The organism is Pseudoalteromonas shioyasakiensis, from assembly GCF_019134595.1.
Taxonomy (GTDB): domain Bacteria; phylum Pseudomonadota; class Gammaproteobacteria; order Enterobacterales; family Alteromonadaceae; genus Pseudoalteromonas; species Pseudoalteromonas shioyasakiensis_A.
Genome location: NZ_CP077771.1, coordinates 237261 through 257526, shown reverse-complemented (window position 1 = coordinate 257526; position 20266 = coordinate 237261). Strand labels below are relative to the sequence as shown.

Genomic DNA, 20266 nt, shown 5'->3' with positions numbered 1-20266 from the left:
CTGAAGGTTGTGCGCTTCGTTATTATTCCTACGCCAATATAGCGAAGCAGGCAACCTAAAAACTTGAACAAAATTGCTGATATTGAAAAAAAGAGGTTTATTTTTTGCCTAAATAAAATCAAGCAGTGTCGATTCTTTTCATAATTTTTAAATGGTTTATAAAAAATGACTATCAGAATTTTCTTATACTTTAATTCAGTGTGAATGTTTTTATCCCTAACTGAGGTCTTTTAAACAAGTAGTAGAGAGGGTTTTAAATGAATTTACGTACATCAAATAATTTAGTGATTGCACTTATCACCATCAGTTTTTCGTTATTGGGTTTGTCTTTTATCTTGGGAGCAAACCCTAATGCCATTGGCAGTATTTTTTCGTTCTATAAATTAGACGCTCAGGTGCCAGCTCATATCATGAGTATGATCGCAGGCTTTGCATTTTGCTTTGTTGGCATTACCAGCCTTCATTCACATTTGGGGTTTATTAATAGGGCGCTTCCGACCATCACTGCATTCGCTATATCAATGCTTTGTTTGATTACGCTGTTTGGCGCTAATCGTTGGCTTGCAAGTGAAGGAGGCTTTCCTGTAATTGGGTCGGGGCAGGGGATCATTAAGTATTTTGCTGTTATTCCACTGTTTTTATTTGTGTTTTACAAAGATACTTTGAGTGATAAAGCGCATATTGCTTTAAATTATGCATCGGTGGCATTAGTGCTGGTTTGGATTGGCGCCATGAAGTTTTTTGCGTTTGAAGCAAATGCGATTGTTAGCCTTGTTGAATCTTCACCGTTTATGTCTTGGTTGTATATTGTTTTTAGCGTGCAAGGAGCATCAAATGCGATTGGCGTATTTGATATTTTGAGTGTAGCGCTGTTAGGTGTTGGCTTGTATATCAGAAATGCGAAACTTATTTTACTTGCAGGGCTAGCCTGTTGCTCGGTATTTATCATGACACAAACTTTTTTAATTACCGCACCGAATGCGCTTAGCAGCGTTACAGTGTTTGAGCGATTAGGTCAATTTGTAATTAAAGATCTGTGGTTTATAGCGAATTTAGTGATTATTTATCATCTAGCTGTATTCAACAATACACCTAAAGAAACAGCAGAATAAAATAAAAAGGCCTCAAAAGAGGCCTTTTAAATGATAACTAAACAACTACAACGGCTTTTTGCTTTTGAACTTTAGAAAACTCAAGGGCTTCATTGAGATTGTTAAATTCAAAGTCTGTAGGTTCTTCAACATTTAAAGTACCCGAAGCAATGTCATTAAGGAGCTTTTCGCCATCATTTACAAGACGTTGCCATTGCTGTGTATCACCATAATCGTGTAATGCACCAAGGGCAATTTCGTGATAAGAAATAGTGCGCGTAAATGGCTCATCGACTGGTGTTTCAATGCGTCCTAAAATACTGATCACATGACCATTTGCCTGTAGAAGTGGCACTAATTTTTTAGCTTCTTCAGGGCCATTAGCATCAAAGAGTGCAAAGTAGCCACCTTCAGATGGTGCGTCGCGTAATACTAACTTAACGCCAAGCTTTTTGGCTTGCTCTGTCGTTAGGCTCTTTGATATTGCATGAACTTCAAAGCCACTGTGGTTCAGCATTTGCGTCAGTAGTTTATTAACAGCCCCCATGCCGGTAACTAATACTTTTTCGCCTTTGCGTAATGGTATTTTGCTAAAGGCTTGCCACGCAGTAAGCAGTGGGCAAGGCAATGCAGCAGCAACATTAGCAGCTAACTCTTTTGGTAACTGCATAACACGTTCAGCATAAAGCACCGTGTGTTTAGCAAAACTGCCGTTTTCGCTCAAGCTATGATGATAAGCGACTGTTTTACCAATTAGTTTGGTATCGACGCCATCGCCTACTTGCTCAATAACCCCAGCACCATCTACACCTGGAGTGTGTGTATCTGTCCAATTAATAGGGTCTGCTTGAATAAACTTCCAATCAACTGGATTAATACCAACCGCAAGGTTACGGACTAAAATTTGCCCTGCTTTAAGTACTGGTACAGCTTTTAATCCCAAAGCGAGTGCTTTATCAGCACCTTGAAATTGCCAAGTGTGAGTTGTTTTTACTTCATCATGATCCCAGTCAGGAGCAAAATCTGGGTTGGCTTGCCTGTCGCCGCACCTAAGGGCATCAATTTGATTAATCTCGTCTTGGCTTAAGCTAAGCGAAAGGGCTTTTAAGTTGGTAGCCATATTTTTGCGTTTGGTCGATGACGGTATTGTCACCATGTCATGAGCTAATTCCCAAGCAATGACCACTTCAGCGGTGCTCACTTGGTGTTTGTCTGCAATCGCTTTAATGGTTGGATCTTTAAGTACTTTGCCTACCGCAAATGGCATATAGCCGGTAACGAGAATGTCGTTTTGCGCACAAAAATCACGTACTTTTTGGTTGGTTAGGTAGGGGTGAACTTCAACTTGATTGGTAAATAACGCGCCTTTTGGCAAAATACTTAAGGCTTCTTCCATTTGTGCAATGGTAAAGTTTGAAACACCAATTTCTTTAGTCAAACCGAGCTCTTTTGCTGATTGTAACTCGGTTAAGTACTCATCCATGCTTTCGCCATTGGCAGGGCTTGGCCAATGAATAAGCAGTAAGTCGACGTAATCTAGTTGGAGTTTAGTCAGGCTTTCTTTTACGCTGCTGATAAAGTCTGTTTTATTTAACTTATCGTTCCATACTTTGGTGGTGATAAATAACTCACCACGTGCAACACCACTGTCTTTAATCGCTCGGCCAACTGCTTCTTCGTTACCGTAAATTTGCGCGGTGTCGATGTGTCTAAAGCCCTCTTCAATAGCTGTTAGCACACTTTGATATGCAACTTCGTCTTGTAATCTAAATGTACCAAAACCCAGTTTTGGCATAATTGATTGTGACATCATAACTCCTTAATTATGGAACTTGGGCAAAACATGTTCGCCGATGTGCTTTAATGCCCATTCTATGGTAATTCGTTACGTCAAACGTGCAGGCCAATGTTATTCACATCGGCATTTTTCATTGCCTTTAGTTCTGAGATGAGTCCGTTAACGTTTGTTTCAACCCCCAGAAAGGGGATGATTGAATAACGATATTATGGCGAGGAATGCTTTTTCGAAAAATAGTAGGGATAACAAAACACCTTTGTTGTTTTTGCAAAGGTGTTTTAATCGTTATGAATTAGCTTATTCTTTTGAAAGGGTAAAGTATGCGCGAGTGACTGGGTAGGCAATTTGTGAAATCAGTGCTGTGCCCCAAAGTAAGTTGCCAATGAGCGAAGGTACATGGGGTAAAATAGGAATAGTAACCAAAGCGAGTATAACGCCAAACATTCTTACTTTAGCTGTTGCAAAACGATGCGCTACACGATGCTCGATCATTAGCTGGATCCACAGTAAACTCAATAAGTAGCCTGCTAACCCTACGCAGCCAATGACACCATATTTAAGTGGGTAGGGTTGCCAGAACCCAGCTTTCACTTCGCCGGCGAGCGCAACGCCAACCATAACTGCACATAACATTAAAAATAGGTGAGCTAACCACCAACTTACGAGTGTCCATTTGTGTTGATTTTTGGGTTTACCATTGCCAACAAAGTCAAAGTAAATCCAGCATTGCACAAATACAGCAATACCACCAAACATAAAGTTAGCCATTACAGAGGGGTCGACTTTATAAATTCCTTTTTCTGATAAAGTAATCACCAATTTAAAGAAACCTTCGCCTACGACAATGAGCAGTAAAAGGGCAAAGCGCTCAGACATATGCCCAAGGCGTGGTAAAAAACGTTTATTTTCAAGTACACCAATTTTTGGAGCCATATACAAAACTTGGATAGCGGCAATCGCAGTGCCAAATACCCAATAACGATAGGGTGCAGGCATAAAAGCTGTGGTCGCAAAGATGATGGCAAGAGCAAAGTAGTTGCGGCTCACACTGCGTGCTAATTTTGTTGATTCGACCCCTAATTGATTGGTGCGATGAAATAAATAAGCTGTAATAAGGCGGTTAGCTGCATAGGCCAATGCAAAATATGTCCAGCCTTTGTCAAGTACATGGGGAATAGAGGCTGCCATAACCATGGCGGTGACAATTTGGCAGGCCATGATCAGCCGATGTTTTACATCTGTACTGACATAGAGTGAGTTAAAAACGCTGGAGTCTGCCCAGGCGAACCATACGGTGATGAATAAACCTGCAAAAGTAAGAAAACCACTTAAATGTAAGTGGTCGCTTAAAAAATTACCTAGCAGAAAAATGATTACCACATGGATAAGGTCATAAAATAATTCAACCCAATGAACATGGTCGTGTGAACTTTTTAAATCTAGGTGATGCTTAGGTAAGCGCCACATTGGGTGGTTTTCTAATGCCATAATTGCTCCTACCTATTTGCTCTCAACAATAATTGCAGTGATAGTGGTTTCACCTTCATTCTTGACTTGATGAGTCCATGCGTCATGCCACATCACATAGCCATTGGGGATCTCGAGTGTTGTTTGTGACTCTTTTGTACTGATGGTTGCCTTACCACCTGTTTCAAAGTAGACAGTTTCGGCATTATGCGTGTGCCAGTTATCTTGCTCACCTGGTGCTAAAGTCATACGCAAAACAAGTACTTCACTGTTATCTAGCAATACTTCATAGTGATTAGGTGAAGCAATATGTGCATGGGGGAGTTGTGCTGAAAAGGCATGTGGTGAGCACATCATTATGCTCACCAAGCCAATCAGCAAAGTTGTAAATTTGCTCATGGCTACTCTCTACTTATGCATACCGCGAATTGGGTAGTTATTTTTTGGGTCGCGTATCCAGCTAAGCCCACTTACCAAGGTTGCTAAATCAGGTCTTACAAATGGGTTATTAGAATAATCAACCACATGTACATTACCTTGCTCGTTAACCACAAACAGAGCAGGCTCTGCGAAAGGGTGATCTGTTTCTTGCGGTGAACGGGGATCAGATATGTAAGTACCTAATGCTTGCATTTGCTCTGAAGTCAAACCGTAAGCAAGTGGAAATGACACAGATAACTGCTCTAAATGCGCTTCTAACTGCTCCTTGCTATCACCTGAAACAGCAATTATATCAACACCCGTTTCTAATAGCGCAGCTTTGTACTGCTCGAGGCTGTTTAAATAGCGAGTACATAAAGGGCAATGCTTACCACGATAAACAACAACAAGCTGCCAGCTTGCACCGTGTTGAGGTTGACCAAGAACAGCCTCTTCACCATTCAAAAGTGCAGCACTAATACTAGGAAATGCACTGCCCGGATGGAGTTTATTGCTATAAACAGATTCGTTACTCATGAGTGTTCCTTAAAAGTTCTCGTTTAAGTGTTTTTCAAAGCGCGCAAAGTCGCTGTCGATGTCTGCATTTTTCATCACGTCATAACAGGCGAAAGTAGGTAACCCTTGCATACCGAAAAACTTAAAGTTCATATGCATTGGGAAAACAAGGTCATCAACACTTTTACCTTCAAAAAAGTCAGCGGCATCTGCAAATGATTCTGCGGGCGCATTCAATGTCAGCGACATCATGTATTGAGTGTTAGTCAAGGTGCCGCCTTTACCGTAATTGGCTTTTGGATTGTCTTGATGGCGACCATCACCATGGCAAAGCGCTCCACCCATGCCCGCTGTGTACACTTCATCCATGTATTTTTTGAATGACCAAGTCATGCCCATCCAATTAATTGGTGATTGCAAAAAGACGATATCTGCCCATTGATGGTTCTCAAGTTCAGTTTCTACATCAAATTCGTCTTGTGTATTAACCACACGAGTTTGATAGCCTTTTGCTTGAAAAAAAGCGTCGGCTTTTTCGATTAAAGCAGCATTTAACTTACCTTCAGAAAAAGGGTAATAGTGATGCGCGTTAAGAATTAATACGTTTTTCATAGTTGAGTATCCGTTTGCTAATTACTTTATCGTGTTCAAAATATATTCTGTGGTATATAATAGTAACCTAGATTATTTAATCAACCAGTCACCTTTTTGTAACTAGGCTGAAAAATGCGAGGTTGTTTTGGAAAGTTCAGTAGAAACAGACAGTAAGGGAAGAAAAAAAGTTTTAAATGCTTGCATGGAGCCGTGTGCTATTGAAAAAGGCATGCGTTTGATTGGCGGTAAATGGACGGGCTCTATTATCTATCATTTAAAAGATGGCCCTGTGCGCTTTAATGATTTAACGCGCATGCTGGGTGGTGCAAGCAAAAAGATGATCGACCAACGTCTAAAAGAGCTTGAAAGTAGAGCGATGATCACCCGTCATGTTATTAGCACGCGCCCGATAGCGGTGACCTATGAGCTAACTGACTTTGGCCGTTCAGCACTGCATATTCTCGATGAGTTACGGGTTTGGTCTGAATCGAATGAGATTTAATTAGCTTAGAGAGGGCAGGGAATGCATAAAGCACAATTTGGCGAGGTTGAATCAATTAAAAAGCCACCTCATTATGAGGCGATTCATCAACTTGCGCTTGATATTGTTAATGCTAACAATAAACAACAAGAGTGGGCGGCGTACAATCAAATAAAAGAAATTTGCGACAAGTTTGCAGGCACATCGCTTGATCATCCGTTTCAATGGGAAACGCTCGCTGACTTTACCTATCATAAGCCAGAAATTGCACTTAGCTATTATTTCAAAGCGCTAGAGTTAGCAATATTACTCGAACTAGAAGATTATTTAGCGTCGATTAATTTTGCGATTGCAGAGAATTACCTAGAGAAAGCTGATAAGGCCCAAGCCCTAAACTTTGCCAATACAGCTTTAACTTTCGCGGAACAAGCAGCAGATGATGAATTGCAGTTAGAAATTAACGAACTGATTCTCGAAGCTAACTCCTTGCCATAAAATTATTTTTAAAAAAGCCAGCGCTGTGCACTGGCGTTCATCAATTACGGAAAAGAGTAGCGCACAATCCGTTTTACAACAGAAAAGTACTGGCGAAAGAAGCCGCCGGTATTGTAGTGGATGCCGTGTTCTTTAAAGATAGCTTGCACCTTAGGGGCAATTTCGCGGTAGCGTTTTGCAGGTAAATCTGGGAATAAGTGATGCTCTATTTGATAGCTCAAGTGCCCAGTCATTACATGAAACAGGTTACCCCCTTTGATATTTGATGAGCCCAACGCTTGGCGGTAATACCACTGACCTTGTGATTCATTTTCGCAGTCTTGCTGGTTAAATGTTTCAACTTCACCGGTAAAGTGCCCGCAAAAGATAATGGTTGAGGTCCACAGGTTACGTAATAAATTAGCGGCAAGGTTGCCCGTTAAAACCCACAAGAATAAAGGCCCAGCAAGCAATGGAAAGAGCAGGTAGTCTTTCACTAGCTGGCGTGCACCTTTACTAAAAAAGCGCTTTTTCAGTTCGCTGTGCGATACCGTATAATCGCGGTCGCCTTTTTTCTTGCCAAAAAATACCCGCTCGGCTGCCATTTCATGGTACGACACCCCCCATTGGAACAGCACACTGAGTAATAGGTAAGTGACAAATTGCCACAGGTTTTTTACCCGCCAACGAAAGTCATTCGATAAGCGCAGTAATCCATAGCCGAAGTCGCGATCTTTACCAATAATATTGGTATAGGTGTGGTGCTCATAGTTGTGAACGCGGTTCCAGCTAGCACCATCACACGCTATATCCCACTCATAAGACTTTGAATTTATGTATTTATCATTCATCCAGTCGTATTGGCCATGCATCACATTATGGCCAATTTCCATGTTATCGAGGATTTTTGCTGTGGCTAAACTAAGCACACCCACTAGCCATAAAACAGGCTGAATAAAGCCTAGCATTAATAGAATTCGGCCACTCCATTCAAACACTCGCTGGCAAACAATAATGCGACGAATATATTTCGCATCTTGCTCACCGAGTTTTGATTTTATATCTGCTTTAACGCTATCGAGTTGAGCTGCTAATTTTTCAAAATTGACTGTTTTTGTTGTCTTCATGCTGATAACTCCACGTCACTGACTGGTTGCGAAATACAAAGTTGAATTAACTGCTCTGAGCTATCAGAGAGCTCACCGGTACGAATATCACGCACGATGCCTTGCTTTTTAACGCATTGGCATTGATGGCAAATTCCCATACCACAGCCAACTGTCACCGGTTGCTTATTCGCTTGTAAGTGGGTCAGTAAGGTCTGTTGGTTATCAATAGTGAATGTTTTGCCCTGATGAGTGAGTGTTAATTCGTGCTTATCAGAGGTTGCTAAAACAGCAGGGACTGCACTGAAATGCTCACTGTCTATAGGCGTATTTAATTGCTTAGCTAAAGCGGCTGCTTGCTTATACAAAGCAGCTGGGCCGCAGACTAACCAGTGTTTATGCGCATTTGTTGTCAGCCATGTCGTCGCATCGCCATCTTTGTTGCGCTCAAGTAAGTGGTAATCAAAATTGCTCAGCGATTGCTTTAGTTGCTCAAGCTCATCTTTAAGCCAGTGGCTGTTCGGCTTTGCATAGTAAAGCAGGGTTATAGTGTGTTTACTATCTGCCGGCAAGGATTTAAGCATGGCTATAAATGGCGTAATGCCTGAGCCACCGGCAAGCATGATTAAAGAGCGCGCGGTATTTGGCATAACAAACTGGCCTTTAGGCTCAGAAATATTAAGCCATTGCCCAGACCTCAAGTTTGTTAACTTTGATGTAAATGCGCCGAACTCTTGGCTGCGGATCAATAAACGAATTTGTCGCTGCTGCCTTGCCAATTGTGGTTCGCTTGCGATGGTAAACACCCGCGTTAGTAGTCGCCCATTCGTTTGGATTGTTAACGCAATGTGCTGGCCTGCTTGATGAACTGGCCATGCTTTTTCTGGCTCAATAACCAGCTCAACGCTTTGTTCAGAAAACACCTGTACATGTTTTACTTGTGCACGAAAGTAGCCTTCGCGCCAGCCTGGTTTAAAGCACTGAACCACAGGCTCCCAGTACCCTGACCATGACTGATGATGCAATAAATGTTTTGATAATGAATTTAATAACGCTCTCATTTTTCGTCTTTAGCTTACAAGTGTGCGCTCAATTAGCGCACAAGTGTAAGCTGAAAAGTGATAATTGCAAGTGTAATTTGAGTGTTTGCTCTAATAAAAGGTGATCATTATCGAGTATTTGACTAACTTAACTTAGCCTCGATAGAGCTCAGTATCGGTAAGTCTATGATTGTTTGTATTGGGAATATGGATATGCTCGGTTTTTACATATCTGCTTGGTTATATTTTTATTAACCAAGAAATAAAAGCGTGTTTTTCTATTGAATTTTTGAAATTGACACGTTTTAGGTTTCTTCTATCTCTGAAAACTACACAGAGTTTGTTTGCTGAAATTGATTGAATAGGGGGGATGGCTTCAATAACAGAGCCATAATTTTTTTGATGCATTAATGAACTTTATGAATGTTTTAAATTGTTTTTTATATAATAGGTTTTTGATTTTGGTAGGAGGTTTTAAACCATAAGGATTAACTTTGTTTATTAATAAATCTTTCTGCTTTTGAGTATAGAGAGTCGCATTTTATCTTTTGCTGATTAAACTCAATACTGTCTTCTACCAAAGTATCTAAAAATTCTTTTTCTTTGCGGTATTCGCTAACAACTTGTTCTAGTTTTTCTTCGAAATTACTTTTTTTAATTCTTTTTGTACTTTTCTGTGGTTTTCTTGATTTTTTCATTTTTACAATTCCAGTAATTTTAAACGTTCACGTTCAATTAGAATGTCTTCAATTTTTCGCCTAATCGAGTGAATATCTTTATACTTGATGCCATTTTGGTTGTTCATGTCATCAACGCGGTTTGATTTTTTGATTTTCTTCTTCATTGAACTCCCGATGCTCTTCGTGTTTTCCCATTCTCAATTAACTATTAATTTAAAAGAGAGAGTTTGGATTTTCTCAATTAAGAACTGGAACTAAATGAATAGTAGTGATGAAAATAAAGAGATACAGTTTTGCCATACCTCTTTAGTTGCTGCTTAGCCTAGTGTGACGTTGTTTGCTTGTGGACCTTTAGTCCCTTTCTCTATATTGAAAGCTACTTTTTGCCCTTCTTGCAAAGTTTTGAATCCATCAACTTCAATTGATTTGAAATGAACAAAAACATCTTGACTGCCATTGTCAGGAGAGATAAAGCCAAAGCCTTTAGCTTCGTTAAAGAACTTTACTGAACCAGTTGTCTTGTTAGACATATATACCTCGATATATTTATAAATTTTAATTTCTAGCTACTAAATCGGAAATGAAGGAAAAAGAGTCGCAGGGCATATATGACGAATAGATTCGAAAAGAAACTGAGATGAACTTGTACTAAATATTTTCATTAATAGCTCGCTATTTGAGCTGCAGAAACTATACACTATATTTTAATAATAGATATGAATATATTTTATTTTTTATTTGTTTAATTAAAACAGTGAGAAAGGCTGTTTTTAAAGTTTATTTGAGCTATCAATAATGCTAGTCAAAATTTAAAAAGTAAGGTGCGTGCTTTTTAGTTCACTAAACAGAATGTGAATGCGAAATTTGTTAAATGCTTAACTTTCCCCTTATTAATAGTTAAGCAAACATTATCCCATCTGAATCTTGTTTAAAGCGATTCTGACTCTCAACTTTACGCCACACTTTTTCGTGGAAGTAAAACGCAACAGTGTTCACAGCTGGCTCAACAATAGCAACCAAGCCGCCAATTAAAAAACTACCGGTTAAAAAGTAAGTCACTGTAAAAGCGATTGCGAAGTGCATCATTGCAAAAGTAACTGTCTTAATCATTTCGAATACCCTAACTCTCATAATTTGATGAGTTTAGTATTGCTCATTATTTTCAATCTTTAAAATGGAATAAAAGGATTGTAGCGATTGATTTAATGGAATGGTGGTGCTCGGTTTTGCTTGTGAATTTTCAAGTTAAAATGTGCACCTTAACATAGAAGTTTAGAGCTGTTCGTAAACATGCTTTCTACTGTAATAATTAAATGTGCTGTTTTTAACTATACTTGGCGAGGCTTGAATGCAATGAGGGAGTAGCGTGCTACTCATTTATTTAAAGGGCCATTAAAAGTGCATGAGGGCTTAGACTTATTGTAAGTCTAGGCCCACAAAGTTTTGCTTGAATATAAGTAGCTAATTAAAAACTACTCTGCAGCATGGGGTAAAACAAATGAAAGTGTTGCTAAGTGCTCGGTCTTATCAAATACAGCGAGATTGGTACTTTTTTCATCATATATAGCGGCAACTACGTTTAAACCTTGATTACGTAGTGGCAATGTTACTACGCCTTCATGATTGCTTATCAGAGGCTTTTGATCTGGGTCGTTCACAATATCATTTATCACTTTAGCGCCTTGAACTGCCTTACCATCAAATATTATACGATAACTGACCAATGCACCTTTTTGACCTGAAAAGCTCTCACCTATTGGGATAATTTGTAACTGTTGTTCTTTAAGTTGAGGAATTTCTGTAAGCGGGCCACGTAAGTGTACAGCATGTTTTTTTGTATGCTCGCTTAAAACTGCATCAGGGATTTGATCACGGCCACTAGCAAACCATTTACCATCTTTAGTTTTGCTCCATAAACCGTTATCGAGCATTCCTGTAACAGCATAAACCGTGTTATCGCTCAGTATCATCATATGCCCTGACTCAATAAGTTTTACACTTTGTTTTTGCCAATTTTTGTTATAGCCAGTAACTGTTTTAACTTTGTCTTGGCGCTTAACGGTGTCTAAATCTTGTGCACCTTCACCATATATCAGTGCTAGTTGTGATGAGCGCTCAGCAAACCAAATTGCATGCGCTTGTGTTTTTGCGCTGTAAATGCTGGAAATTGATATAGCTAATGTAATGCAGGCTAAAGTAACTTTGTTCATTTTTTTCTCTAAGTGTTTATAAATTGAGCGTTGATTTAAGTTTTTTAATTTCTGTTGTTTGCGAGGCTAGTGCTCGGTTGTCTAATTGTATATCATATTGTAAATGATAAGTATTATTAATTGCATGTGCGTGTAATTGATAATGTAAGCCCTTACCTAATAACTACAAGCTTTATTGAATAAGTACAATTCATACCTGAGAGATAGAATGAACAGATACCAAAAATCAGCCCTTTCAATCATGATTAGCGCAATTTTTACATCTTCCGTATATGCCACTACAGAGCCATCAGACATAGAAAAAATATCTGTGTCGGGTGTAAGACAAGCTTTTCGTGGGGATGTTCCTTTAAATGAGCAGCCACAATCTGTCGAATTTATTTCATCAGACACACTTAATGAGGCTGGTGTAACCACCTTAAGTGACATTTTCGATTTAACCCCAAGTATTTCAGAACAAAATGACTTTGGTGGTTTATGGGAAAGCTTCGCAATACGTGGTTTAGTGGGCGATGAGAATATTCCATCAGGTTTTTTAATTAACGGTTTCTCGTCTGGACGTAGCTTTAGCGGTGTTCGTGATACGAGTAATATTGATTATGTAGAAATCATGAAAGGAACTGGCTCTGCACTCTATGGACGCTCTGAGCCTGGCGGTACCATTAATATCATTACAAAGAAACCGCAGTTTGAACAACAAGGCTATGTAAAAGTGACAGCGGGTAGCTGGCAAAGTTATCGCGCAGAAGGCGACTATACTAACGCAATTACGGACCAAGTGGCCTTTAGAATTAATGGTGCTGTGGAAGATAGTGAAGGTTTTAGAGATTATCATGAATCGGAAAAAACGGTATTAACGCCTTCAATTTTATGGCTTATTTCAGATAAAACTAAGTTGAATTACGAGCTAGAGTACGTTGATCAAAGTTTAACTTTCGATCGAGGTATTGTTGCTGTAGATGGTAAAATTGATGCGCTACCCATTGAAACTTTTTTAGGTGAGCCAAGTGATAAACCTACAAAAGTTAAGGCTATTTCTCATCAGCTTACTCTTGAGCATCAATTAGGAGAATGGTCGCTTCTAACAGGTATTAGTTATAGCGATTCAGAGTTTTTGAGTGAATCAAGTGATGCTGAGCTTGCTCCAAGCCGACAAGTTTATTTTATTGATGGCGTGACACTGAGCAGACAACATAATCAGCGTGACTTTCAAACTAACTATATGTCTGCACGTACAGAGCTTAGCGGTAGTATAAAAGCTGCTGGTTTCACTCATCATCTTTTAATTGGTGTTGATGCCAGTAAGTTTGATTTTGATAAGGTTTGGTACAGATATCGCCCGACTCTTGATGACACGAGTTACGCTATAAATATGTATGAGCCTGAATACGGTAAAACGGCGCCTGAAGGTTCACTGTTATTCGACACCACAGAAGTACAGAATAGCTATGGTATTTATATTCAAGACCAAGTCGACATCACTGAAAAATGGAAAATGCAAATTGGGGGTCGTTACGATTGGTTTGATCAAAAAATTGATAACCATAAAAACGTAACCCGTTCAGAGGCTGACAAAAGCACATTCAGCCCTCGAGCAGGTTTAGTGTATGCTCATTCTGATGATCTACAATTTTATAGCAGTTACTCTGAAGGGTTTAGACCTAATAGCGGTTTCGATGCTGATGGAGAAGCATTTGAGCCTGAAGAAACAACCTCTATTGAAGCTGGAGTTAAGTTTAATACCGACATTGTCAGTGGTAGCTTTACAGTATTTAATGCGCAAAAGAGCAACATGCTAACCACAGACTTACAAGCAGGTGTATCTAGGGCTCTAGGCGAGGTTACGAGTGAAGGTGTTGAACTAGACTTACACGGTAATATTACTAGCCAAACTTCGTTTGATCTTGCATACACTTATACTGATGCCAAAACAGCAAAAGATACGGTTAATACCGATTGGTGGGTTAGTTTGCCAAAAGGTAGCCCTTTACTAAATATTCCAAAGCACAGCGCCAATCTGCAAATTAAACGAGATCTAAGCGATTTAATCGGTTCGAATTCAACGGTTGGTGTGTCTGTTCAATATGTTGGTGAGCGTTTAGGTGAAGCGATTGATCCTACCTATTATTTACCTTCGTATACCTTGGTAAATCTATTTGCAAATTACCATGTTAATGATGATTTGAGCTTACAGTTTGTTGTAAATAACGTATTGGATAAAACTTATTACGCTAATTCATACTCTGCAATTTGGACTCAACCAGGTGAGCCGTTAAATTATAAGGTAAGCTTAAAATATAATTTTTAAACTAGACTAAATACTACAGGCTAGAGCACTTAGTTCTTACTCACTTTCTTGAGTAAGAGCGCCGCTGACACTGTTAGAATTTAAAGTAAAACGAACCTTCGGGTTCGTTTTTTGTTTTATAAGGTGGTGGTTTTTTGCTCAAGAGACAGAGTTCACACTGAAAATACAAGAGAGGGAGTTGTACGCAAATATACTTTTCTATTGTGGTAATGCAAAAGCGTATTGCCAACGATAATGTAAGGCTCTGAACTAGAAAAGTGATCTTTTATAATCCTCCAGCAGTAAATAAACTCTTTGTAAACTATGCTTGGAGCTTAGAGTTAACTTACATGGTTTCTAACTTCTCTTTGTACCCATTCATCTTAATGTACTATTAATAACCAATTATATTTGTATGATGATAAAAATTACTCAAATCTTGAGTGCATAATCCAAAGGAACACACCTAATGTGGTTTACTAATCGCAAACTGTTATCCGAAAATATTTATTTAAAAGAGCAGGCTGCTGAATACGAAAATATAAAGCATGAGCTCAAAGAAGAGATGTTGTATTTTCTACTGAACAAAAATAGCACCATCATTGAAGTAAATGAGCGATTTGCAGCAGCGCTAGATCTTCAAGCGAATGATCTAGTTGGTAAAACCCTAAATGATTTGCTCCTAAAAAAATCAATTAATAAACCCCACACACAAAAATTACTCTCGGCAATAAATAAGTTAAACCATTGGCACGGTGCCTTACAATTACAAACTAATACAGGTCGCGAACTGTGGCTCAGGAGCATTTTACAACCAATAAATGGCGAACTTGCCGTGTATTCAGCTGAACTGACAAGAACCATATCTCAATCAAGAGAGAAAGAAGATATGCTTACAGCTCTCAGTCGCTCTTCTGCTGTGATTGAATTTAGCCTAGATGGCATAATACTCAATGCTAACGATAACTTTTTGCAAGCTATGGGGTACTCTCAAAATCAAATTTTAGGAAAGCACCACAGTATGTTTTGTGACCCACATGAAGTTGAATCGAGTGCTTATAAACAGTTTTGGTCTGAGCTGAAGCAAGGGCGCTTTATTTCAGATCGCTTTAAAAGGATTGATAGCCACGGTAATGAGGTATGGCTTGAAGCCTCATATAACCCAATTCATGACGACAATGGTGATTTATATAAAGTTGCTAAGTTCGCTACTGTCATTACAGAGCAAATGAGAAGAGAGCAAGCAATCTCACAGACTGCAGAGATTGCTTACGATATTTCAAAGCAAACAGACGCAGATGCAGAAAACGGTTTAGAAGTTGTTAAGCAAACAATATCAACAATGAAAGCCCTCTCGAAGAAACTCGAAACAGCCAGTGAAGGTATCAATAAATTAGATGTACAGTCGGCTAAAGTAGCTCAACTGGTTGATAGTATTAAAGGTATTGCAGACCAAACTAATCTACTTGCTCTCAATGCTGCAATAGAAGCAGCAAGAGCAGGAGAGCAAGGACGCGGGTTCTCTGTTGTGGCTGATGAAGTAAGGCAGCTTGCTTCAAGAACGAGTGCCGCTACTGAGCAGATAATAGGTGTCGTGGCTGAAAATAAAGTACTAACACAAGATGCGGTAACTCAAATTGAATCTAGCCTAGTAGAAGCAAAAGATGCATTAGAGTTATCTAATAGCGCAGGTAGTGTAATCGATGATATTCAAAAAGGTGCTAAAGAAGTGGTTGAGGCCGTTAGTCAATTTAAAACTAACCTTTAGTAAAGGGGTATCGAATAAGGGAGTAGTGTGCTACTCCTTTTATGAATTTGGCGTGGTTAAAGCCTTGCTAGGTGTATTGCTGCCAGCTTGTTTTGTAGTTATCAATTAACTCTGAATGCTAAGACCGATTCTCTATGATTGGATTGGAAATACAAACATTCACTTAGATCTACTTGTCAGTGGTAGTTTGTTTCATAAACCATTTATAACGAAAATTGATTACATACTCAGTAAAAGACACGATCACATAGTAATCAAGCAATCTGAATCATATTAAAATCTGTTGATGTGTTTTTACCGGACTCTTTCGAATGGTAAAGAGCTAGGTCAGCTCGCTCTAAAACACACTCCCACGACTTGTCAGCTTTTGAACAAAGAGAATACCCAATGCTTACAGTTACTTTTAGACTGTCGCTTACAGTATCTATTTCAGTACAACTGATTTTCCTCAATATTCGATTGGACAAGTTCTCCATAAGGTTATTATCAGCGTTCTTGATGAGAATTAAAAACTCTTCACCGCCTAGCCTGAAAGCATAATCACAAGCTCTTACATTACTTTTAGCCCGATCGCATACTTCCTTTATAACTGTGTCTCCAACTGAATGGCCATACTTGTCATTTATGCTTTTAAAGTTATCTATGTCAATCAACATGAATCCGAGACAACTGTCGTTACGAAGACACTCACTTTTCATATTCTGTGAGATACTATTTAGAACGGTTCTATTAAGCCAGCCGGTTAAATGGTCTGTTATTGCCAGTGCACGTAAATGGGCTTCTTTTTTCCAAAATGAAACAAATGCGAAACTTATAGTAAGCATAAAAAACAAACATACCAAAGCCAAAGTACCTGAAGTTTGAATAAATTCGCTACCGAATATTTCAAGTTTCTCACCAAAAGCAATTACAACACCCCTAATAATTAATTGGAGGGTGAAAAGAAATAACACGATCATCAATAAGATGAATGAATTTCTGTCCTCTTGCTTTCTATGCTTCCATAAGGTGTAAAAGCTTAAAGAATTTATAAAAATCAGGAAAGGATAAAAAATTAAAAGCCGAAGGTTAACTGACTGTATAACAGCGGGAATTAGCTGAACCAAATAACTAATTACAAGGACACTGGCAACCAACTTCCAATGCGAACGCTTGAGTGTCAGTTGGCTAACACCGCTGTAGATAGCAGTAAAGCCAGCCATATATAAGGCATTAGGAGCTGCAGGAAATATGAGCCTGTGTGTTTCAAGGTAAGCAGAACAAATGGCTATAACGCCATAAATGCTAAATAAAATAGCCGCAATCATCCAATCAAACAAATAACGTTCATTTCTGCTGACGTTATAAAGCAACATGCTAGTTATCATCATAATGATTGCGCAAGCTGCCGCTGCAGCCGTCATGCTTACTTGGTCCATTTGAGTTATCCTCCTTTATTCTTATTGTTTTATATCATAATAATACAGTTTCTGTAATGTTTGAGGTGCGACTTTATAAACTGTGGTAGTTACTTCTAGCACATAATATATTGATTTATAGCGTTTCTTCCTTCGCAGTTGTTTTAAACCAAGAACTTCAATTCTTGCTTAAACTATAAACTCTGAAAGCAGTAAGTTTTGAATGTTGGTAGATTGTTTACTTATCATTTAATGTAATTAGAAAAATGACTAGTATTTCAACTTGTTTCTCCCCCAAGACCAGTTAACGTAAATGCTCTAAGGGGCGCTATGAGCGTTCAAGAATAGTTATTAATGAATAGTGTCGGGTGAGCATAGAGTCTACAATGTAATTTAAATTGGAAAAGCGAATTTTCATTTTCAATCACTCGTTCTATTCAGTGAAAAAAAGCAAGCATGTCTAGATTTTAATAACACTGGCAATTAGTTAACTAGTTTGTTAAAAATATACTAATAAGAAAAACGCGCAATTCGCTCGCTATAACATAACTCACCACACTGCAGAGTGTAAGGATGCACAAATGAACATAAATGCAACAGTTGCAGGTCAAATCATATTTATTAATTTCTTAATTATGCTGTATTTAACTTTGAAGTTTGCCAAAGGAAAATCTGATAACTTACCACTTGTAGGGCTTTATACTTTCCTGCTAAGTTTCCTTTTCGCTCCTGCTAGTTGGTTATATTGCTGGTACTGGTCAATAAAGAAGCCGAGATTAGAAGTCGAGTTATAACAAACTAATAAATAAGGATAAAAAGTTTCTATTTTGTTCTTCAACATTGTAGCAAACAATTTTTTGCCCACTATTAGGGTGTTTACCGATTACATCCTCTAACTCATAACTGTCCAGTAACGAGTTACGTTCGTATGACAATTGCCCGAACCGAAAACTAACTTAGTCATCATAAAACCTCTCGCTTATCTCATCACATAACTTGGTTCGATAGATAATCGGCGATTGAAGTAGCCCGACATCCCCAGGTGATAGGGGAGGGTTTTCTTATCGAATCGTGTTGTCATTTCTTCGAATAATTGTTCATGAAGGTGCTTTATGTCCAAACTAAACAACTGAAATTAGATGAGACTAGTTAGCTGAAGTGCTCGAACAAAGATGAAATATTACGCTCAAAATTAAGGAAAAAAATGTTATTTAAAATAGTTGAAGAAAATAATGGTCAAGTTTTGGAGCCTGTTAAGCCTGAAAGTATGGGGGAGTTAAAGCTTGAAAAGCTTATTTTAGCTAATCAAAGGGATGATAATGATAACACTACAACTCAGTTACTTAATGAGGGTATCTTTGGTGAAGAGCTCATACTATTGAAGAATCAAATAAAGGTTGTGAATAAAAAAAGGGCAGATATATTAGCCTTGGATAGAAATGGTAATGGCGTTGTAATTGAGTTAAAAAAAGATGGCGGAAGGTTAGGTGTTGAAACCCAAGCACTTCAATATTTAGCAGATATTTCACGATTTAAAGGTGAAAAGTTTATATCAAATAGCCGGCTTATCGAGAAGAAATTTATAGAATCCATAGAATCTTTTATTGAATCAGCCTCTTTAGAAAGAGAGGATATAAATACCAAAAATCGTATTATTTTGATTGCCAATTCGTTTGATAAAACACTATTTTCGATGGGGGAGTGGCTTTCAGAAAAAGGTGTTGGTTTTAAGTGTATTCAATATAGTGTTTCCAAGCATAGTGATGGAACGCAATATATTGATTTTTCAGTTGTATTTGATCGTTCCCCTGAATCAACTTTTCCTTTGGAGTTTAGTGCAATAGAACGAGAGCCTAAATATTTTTGGTATAACATTGGCACTACTGATTTTGATAATTGGGCTTTTTTAAAAAGTGAGTCAATTGTTTCAGCTGGTTTTGATGGGAAAGAGGGTGATAAAGGGACCGAGCTACTTAATAGTTTTATTAAGGGAGATAAATTAATTGCTTATGTAAATGGGTATGGTGCAGTAGGTGTCGCAGAAATTCGTCAATCACCAGAGAATGGTTATAAATGTCTTTCAAAGTCAGTAAAGAATGATCCTGTTTCAGAATATCACTTACATCGTTTAAAAGTTAAATGGCTTTATACTTCAAATGATGACTTTAATGGGGCTATTGCTCCAAGCGTACTTAAAGCGGACTTCAATATCCACCACCCATATACTACGAGTTGCTCTATTGCGAGTGAAAAAGCAAAAAGATTAATTCAGCATTTAAAAACTCAGCTAGGCTAGGATGCAATAGCCGAGTTGTAAGTTAAATACTAAGTGAGCTACTACGTCTAAACACAAGCCTAAGCTGATTGTTATGGTTAAATTTTACTAGGGTGATTACCAAGGGGGGACTGATGGTATAAGTACCAAGCGTTCGTGACGTAATCACACTAATACAGATAATCTTTGTAGTTTAATGTGAGCTTTTTGGTAACCCTCCTGTAGTCAATTGTTGCTACTGTTTACCAAGGAGTAAACTTTTGCTATTAAAATGTGCTATTAAAGCAAGTGTAATGCGGATCAGTGAAGAACTTGACCGCAGTGTTATCAAGTGAAAACGTGCTTTTTATCATCTTCACTATATGCTTTTTAAATAAGGTTTTGTCTAAATATACGTATGAGGTATTTTGCTCAGCATTAAAAACAACTCGACCTCTAGGGAAGTTGTAGTAGTCAGTGTTGTCTAGCATTAAACCAAACAATTGATAAATATTATTATCTTCCCACTCAACTTGGTGTTGCAGCGTGCTATCAATAAATCCAAGTTGATCTGACTTTAAGTCGATAGCACTTTGAGCTTTAAAGACTAATGTATTTTCAGCAAACCAAAAGATGCCAACTTTGCTATTCATGAAGGGCTCCTAAATTTATTTTTCCCGATA

The 20266-nt window shown here is 38.4% G+C and carries 20 protein-coding genes and 1 pseudogene; 6 read left to right on the top strand and 15 right to left on the bottom strand.

Annotated elements, in window-relative coordinates; translation table 11 throughout:
- Positions 1-257: 257 nt before the first annotated feature.
- A complete protein-coding gene (locus tag KQP93_RS18660) occupies positions 258-1112 on the top strand; it encodes a DUF417 family protein (RefSeq protein ID WP_217877319.1) in 855 nt (284 codons plus the stop codon).
- Between the two features lie 37 nt (positions 1113-1149).
- Here the strand turns inward: KQP93_RS18660 and KQP93_RS18655 are convergent, their stop codons facing one another.
- From KQP93_RS18655 to KQP93_RS18635, 6 genes and pseudogenes are all read right to left on the bottom strand, one after another.
- Positions 1150-2034 (bottom strand): alcohol dehydrogenase catalytic domain-containing protein, encoded by an 885-nt coding sequence (locus KQP93_RS18655; protein ID WP_254907792.1) that lies wholly within the window; start codon positions 2032-2034, stop codon positions 1150-1152.
- Between the two features lie 60 nt (positions 2035-2094).
- Positions 2095-2904 (bottom strand): annotated as a pseudogene (gene dkgB / locus KQP93_RS21570) (2,5-didehydrogluconate reductase DkgB); the annotation flags it as partial.
- Between the two features lie 282 nt (positions 2905-3186).
- Positions 3187-4377, bottom strand: a complete 1191-nt coding sequence (locus KQP93_RS18650) for a low temperature requirement protein A (RefSeq protein ID WP_217877318.1) — start codon at positions 4375-4377, stop codon at positions 3187-3189.
- A gap of 12 nt (positions 4378-4389) precedes the next feature.
- Positions 4390-4755 carry a hypothetical protein gene (locus KQP93_RS18645; protein WP_058584543.1) on the bottom strand — a complete coding sequence of 122 codons (366 nt, stop codon included), beginning with the start codon at positions 4753-4755 and terminating at the stop codon, positions 4390-4392.
- A 9-nt stretch (positions 4756-4764) separates the two neighbouring features.
- Complete coding sequence (locus KQP93_RS18640) at positions 4765-5313, bottom strand: redoxin domain-containing protein (RefSeq protein WP_217877317.1); 549 nt, start codon at positions 5311-5313, stop codon at positions 4765-4767.
- A gap of 9 nt (positions 5314-5322) precedes the next feature.
- A complete protein-coding gene (locus tag KQP93_RS18635; RefSeq protein ID WP_217877316.1) occupies positions 5323-5904 on the bottom strand; it encodes an NAD(P)H-dependent oxidoreductase in 582 nt (193 codons plus the stop codon).
- A gap of 127 nt (positions 5905-6031) precedes the next feature.
- On the opposite strand from KQP93_RS18635, the gene KQP93_RS18630 reads away from it, so the two are divergent.
- Positions 6032-6388: a winged helix-turn-helix transcriptional regulator gene (locus KQP93_RS18630; protein ID WP_054553546.1), complete on the top strand. Its 357-nt coding sequence runs from the start codon at positions 6032-6034 to the stop codon at positions 6386-6388.
- 21 nt (positions 6389-6409) lie between these two features.
- Positions 6410-6862 (top strand): hypothetical protein, encoded by a 453-nt coding sequence (locus KQP93_RS18625; protein ID WP_217877315.1) that lies wholly within the window; start codon positions 6410-6412, stop codon positions 6860-6862.
- A gap of 44 nt (positions 6863-6906) precedes the next feature.
- Here KQP93_RS18625 and KQP93_RS18620 read toward each other — a convergent pair whose 3' ends face one another.
- The 7 genes from KQP93_RS18620 to KQP93_RS18590 form a co-directional block, all read right to left on the bottom strand.
- On the bottom strand, positions 6907-7968 hold the full coding sequence (locus KQP93_RS18620) for a fatty acid desaturase family protein (RefSeq protein WP_217877314.1): 1062 nt from the start codon (positions 7966-7968) through the stop codon (positions 6907-6909).
- Positions 7965-9008 carry a flavin reductase family protein gene (locus tag KQP93_RS18615; RefSeq protein WP_217877313.1) on the bottom strand — a complete coding sequence of 348 codons (1044 nt, stop codon included), beginning with the start codon at positions 9006-9008 and terminating at the stop codon, positions 7965-7967. Before KQP93_RS18615 ends, KQP93_RS18620 begins: the two co-directional genes overlap by 4 nt.
- A 467-nt stretch (positions 9009-9475) precedes the next feature.
- Positions 9476-9685, bottom strand: coding sequence for a hypothetical protein (locus tag KQP93_RS18610; protein ID WP_217877312.1), 210 nt, complete (start codon positions 9683-9685; stop codon positions 9476-9478).
- A 2-nt stretch (positions 9686-9687) separates the two neighbouring features.
- Positions 9688-9831 carry a hypothetical protein gene (locus KQP93_RS18605; protein ID WP_217877311.1) on the bottom strand — a complete coding sequence of 48 codons (144 nt, stop codon included), beginning with the start codon at positions 9829-9831 and terminating at the stop codon, positions 9688-9690.
- Between the two features lie 153 nt (positions 9832-9984).
- A complete protein-coding gene (locus KQP93_RS18600) occupies positions 9985-10197 on the bottom strand; it encodes a cold-shock protein (RefSeq protein WP_217877310.1) in 213 nt (70 codons plus the stop codon).
- Positions 10198-10564: 367 nt separating this feature from the next.
- Positions 10565-10777, bottom strand: coding sequence for a DUF2061 domain-containing protein (locus KQP93_RS18595; protein WP_058584548.1), 213 nt, complete (start codon positions 10775-10777; stop codon positions 10565-10567).
- A 362-nt stretch (positions 10778-11139) separates the two neighbouring features.
- On the bottom strand, positions 11140-11877 hold the full coding sequence (locus KQP93_RS18590) for a DUF4198 domain-containing protein (protein ID WP_217877309.1): 738 nt from the start codon (positions 11875-11877) through the stop codon (positions 11140-11142).
- Positions 11878-12085: 208 nt separating this feature from the next.
- On the opposite strand from KQP93_RS18590, the gene KQP93_RS18585 reads away from it, so the two are divergent.
- Together KQP93_RS18585 and KQP93_RS18580 are read left to right on the top strand one after the other, a co-directional pair.
- Entirely contained in the window at positions 12086-14185 is a 2100-nt protein-coding gene (locus KQP93_RS18585) for a TonB-dependent siderophore receptor (protein WP_217877308.1), read from the top strand.
- A gap of 448 nt (positions 14186-14633) precedes the next feature.
- Complete coding sequence (locus KQP93_RS18580) at positions 14634-15932, top strand: methyl-accepting chemotaxis protein (protein WP_217877307.1); 1299 nt, start codon at positions 14634-14636, stop codon at positions 15930-15932.
- A 254-nt stretch (positions 15933-16186) separates the two neighbouring features.
- Here KQP93_RS18580 and KQP93_RS18575 read toward each other — a convergent pair whose 3' ends face one another.
- The gene (locus KQP93_RS18575; RefSeq protein WP_217877306.1) at positions 16187-17350 is read right to left on the bottom strand and encodes a GGDEF domain-containing protein; all 1164 of its coding nucleotides are present in this window, start codon (positions 17348-17350) and stop codon (positions 16187-16189) included.
- Positions 17351-18533: 1183 nt separating this feature from the next.
- Here KQP93_RS18575 and KQP93_RS18570 point away from each other — a divergent pair.
- On the top strand, positions 18534-19625 hold the full coding sequence (locus KQP93_RS18570; RefSeq protein ID WP_217877305.1) for a hypothetical protein: 1092 nt from the start codon (positions 18534-18536) through the stop codon (positions 19623-19625).
- A gap of 245 nt (positions 19626-19870) precedes the next feature.
- Here the strand turns inward: KQP93_RS18570 and KQP93_RS18565 are convergent, their stop codons facing one another.
- The gene (locus KQP93_RS18565) at positions 19871-20236 is read right to left on the bottom strand and encodes a hypothetical protein (RefSeq protein WP_217877304.1); all 366 of its coding nucleotides are present in this window, start codon (positions 20234-20236) and stop codon (positions 19871-19873) included.
- Positions 20237-20266: the final 30 nt, after the last annotated feature.

Bases quoted from the DNA above. Each gene is read 5' to 3' on its own strand.
- KQP93_RS18660 (WP_217877319.1), top strand. From the start codon at position 258: ATGAATTTACGTACATCAAATAATTTAGTGATTGCACTTATCACCATC.
- KQP93_RS18650 (WP_217877318.1), bottom strand. From the start codon at position 4,377: ATGGCATTAGAAAACCACCCAATGTGGCGCTTACCTAAGCATCACCTA.
- KQP93_RS18645 (WP_058584543.1), bottom strand. From the start codon at position 4,755: ATGAGCAAATTTACAACTTTGCTGATTGGCTTGGTGAGCATAATGATG.
- KQP93_RS18640 (WP_217877317.1), bottom strand. From the start codon at position 5,313: ATGAGTAACGAATCTGTTTATAGCAATAAACTCCATCCGGGCAGTGCA.
- KQP93_RS18635 (WP_217877316.1), bottom strand. From the start codon at position 5,904: ATGAAAAACGTATTAATTCTTAACGCGCATCACTATTACCCTTTTTCT.
- KQP93_RS18625 (WP_217877315.1), top strand. From the start codon at position 6,410: ATGCATAAAGCACAATTTGGCGAGGTTGAATCAATTAAAAAGCCACCT.
- KQP93_RS18620 (WP_217877314.1), bottom strand. From the start codon at position 7,968: ATGAAGACAACAAAAACAGTCAATTTTGAAAAATTAGCAGCTCAACTC.
- KQP93_RS18615 (WP_217877313.1), bottom strand. From the start codon at position 9,008: ATGAGAGCGTTATTAAATTCATTATCAAAACATTTATTGCATCATCAG.
- KQP93_RS18610 (WP_217877312.1), bottom strand. From the start codon at position 9,685: ATGAAAAAATCAAGAAAACCACAGAAAAGTACAAAAAGAATTAAAAAA.
- KQP93_RS18605 (WP_217877311.1), bottom strand. From the start codon at position 9,831: ATGAAGAAGAAAATCAAAAAATCAAACCGCGTTGATGACATGAACAAC.
- KQP93_RS18600 (WP_217877310.1), bottom strand. From the start codon at position 10,197: ATGTCTAACAAGACAACTGGTTCAGTAAAGTTCTTTAACGAAGCTAAA.
- KQP93_RS18595 (WP_058584548.1), bottom strand. From the start codon at position 10,777: ATGATTAAGACAGTTACTTTTGCAATGATGCACTTCGCAATCGCTTTT.
- KQP93_RS18590 (WP_217877309.1), bottom strand. From the start codon at position 11,877: ATGAACAAAGTTACTTTAGCCTGCATTACATTAGCTATATCAATTTCC.
- KQP93_RS18585 (WP_217877308.1), top strand. From the start codon at position 12,086: ATGAACAGATACCAAAAATCAGCCCTTTCAATCATGATTAGCGCAATT.
- KQP93_RS18580 (WP_217877307.1), top strand. From the start codon at position 14,634: ATGTGGTTTACTAATCGCAAACTGTTATCCGAAAATATTTATTTAAAA.
- KQP93_RS18575 (WP_217877306.1), bottom strand. From the start codon at position 17,350: ATGGACCAAGTAAGCATGACGGCTGCAGCGGCAGCTTGCGCAATCATT.
- KQP93_RS18570 (WP_217877305.1), top strand. From the start codon at position 18,534: ATGTTATTTAAAATAGTTGAAGAAAATAATGGTCAAGTTTTGGAGCCT.
- KQP93_RS18565 (WP_217877304.1), bottom strand. From the start codon at position 20,236: ATGAATAGCAAAGTTGGCATCTTTTGGTTTGCTGAAAATACATTAGTC.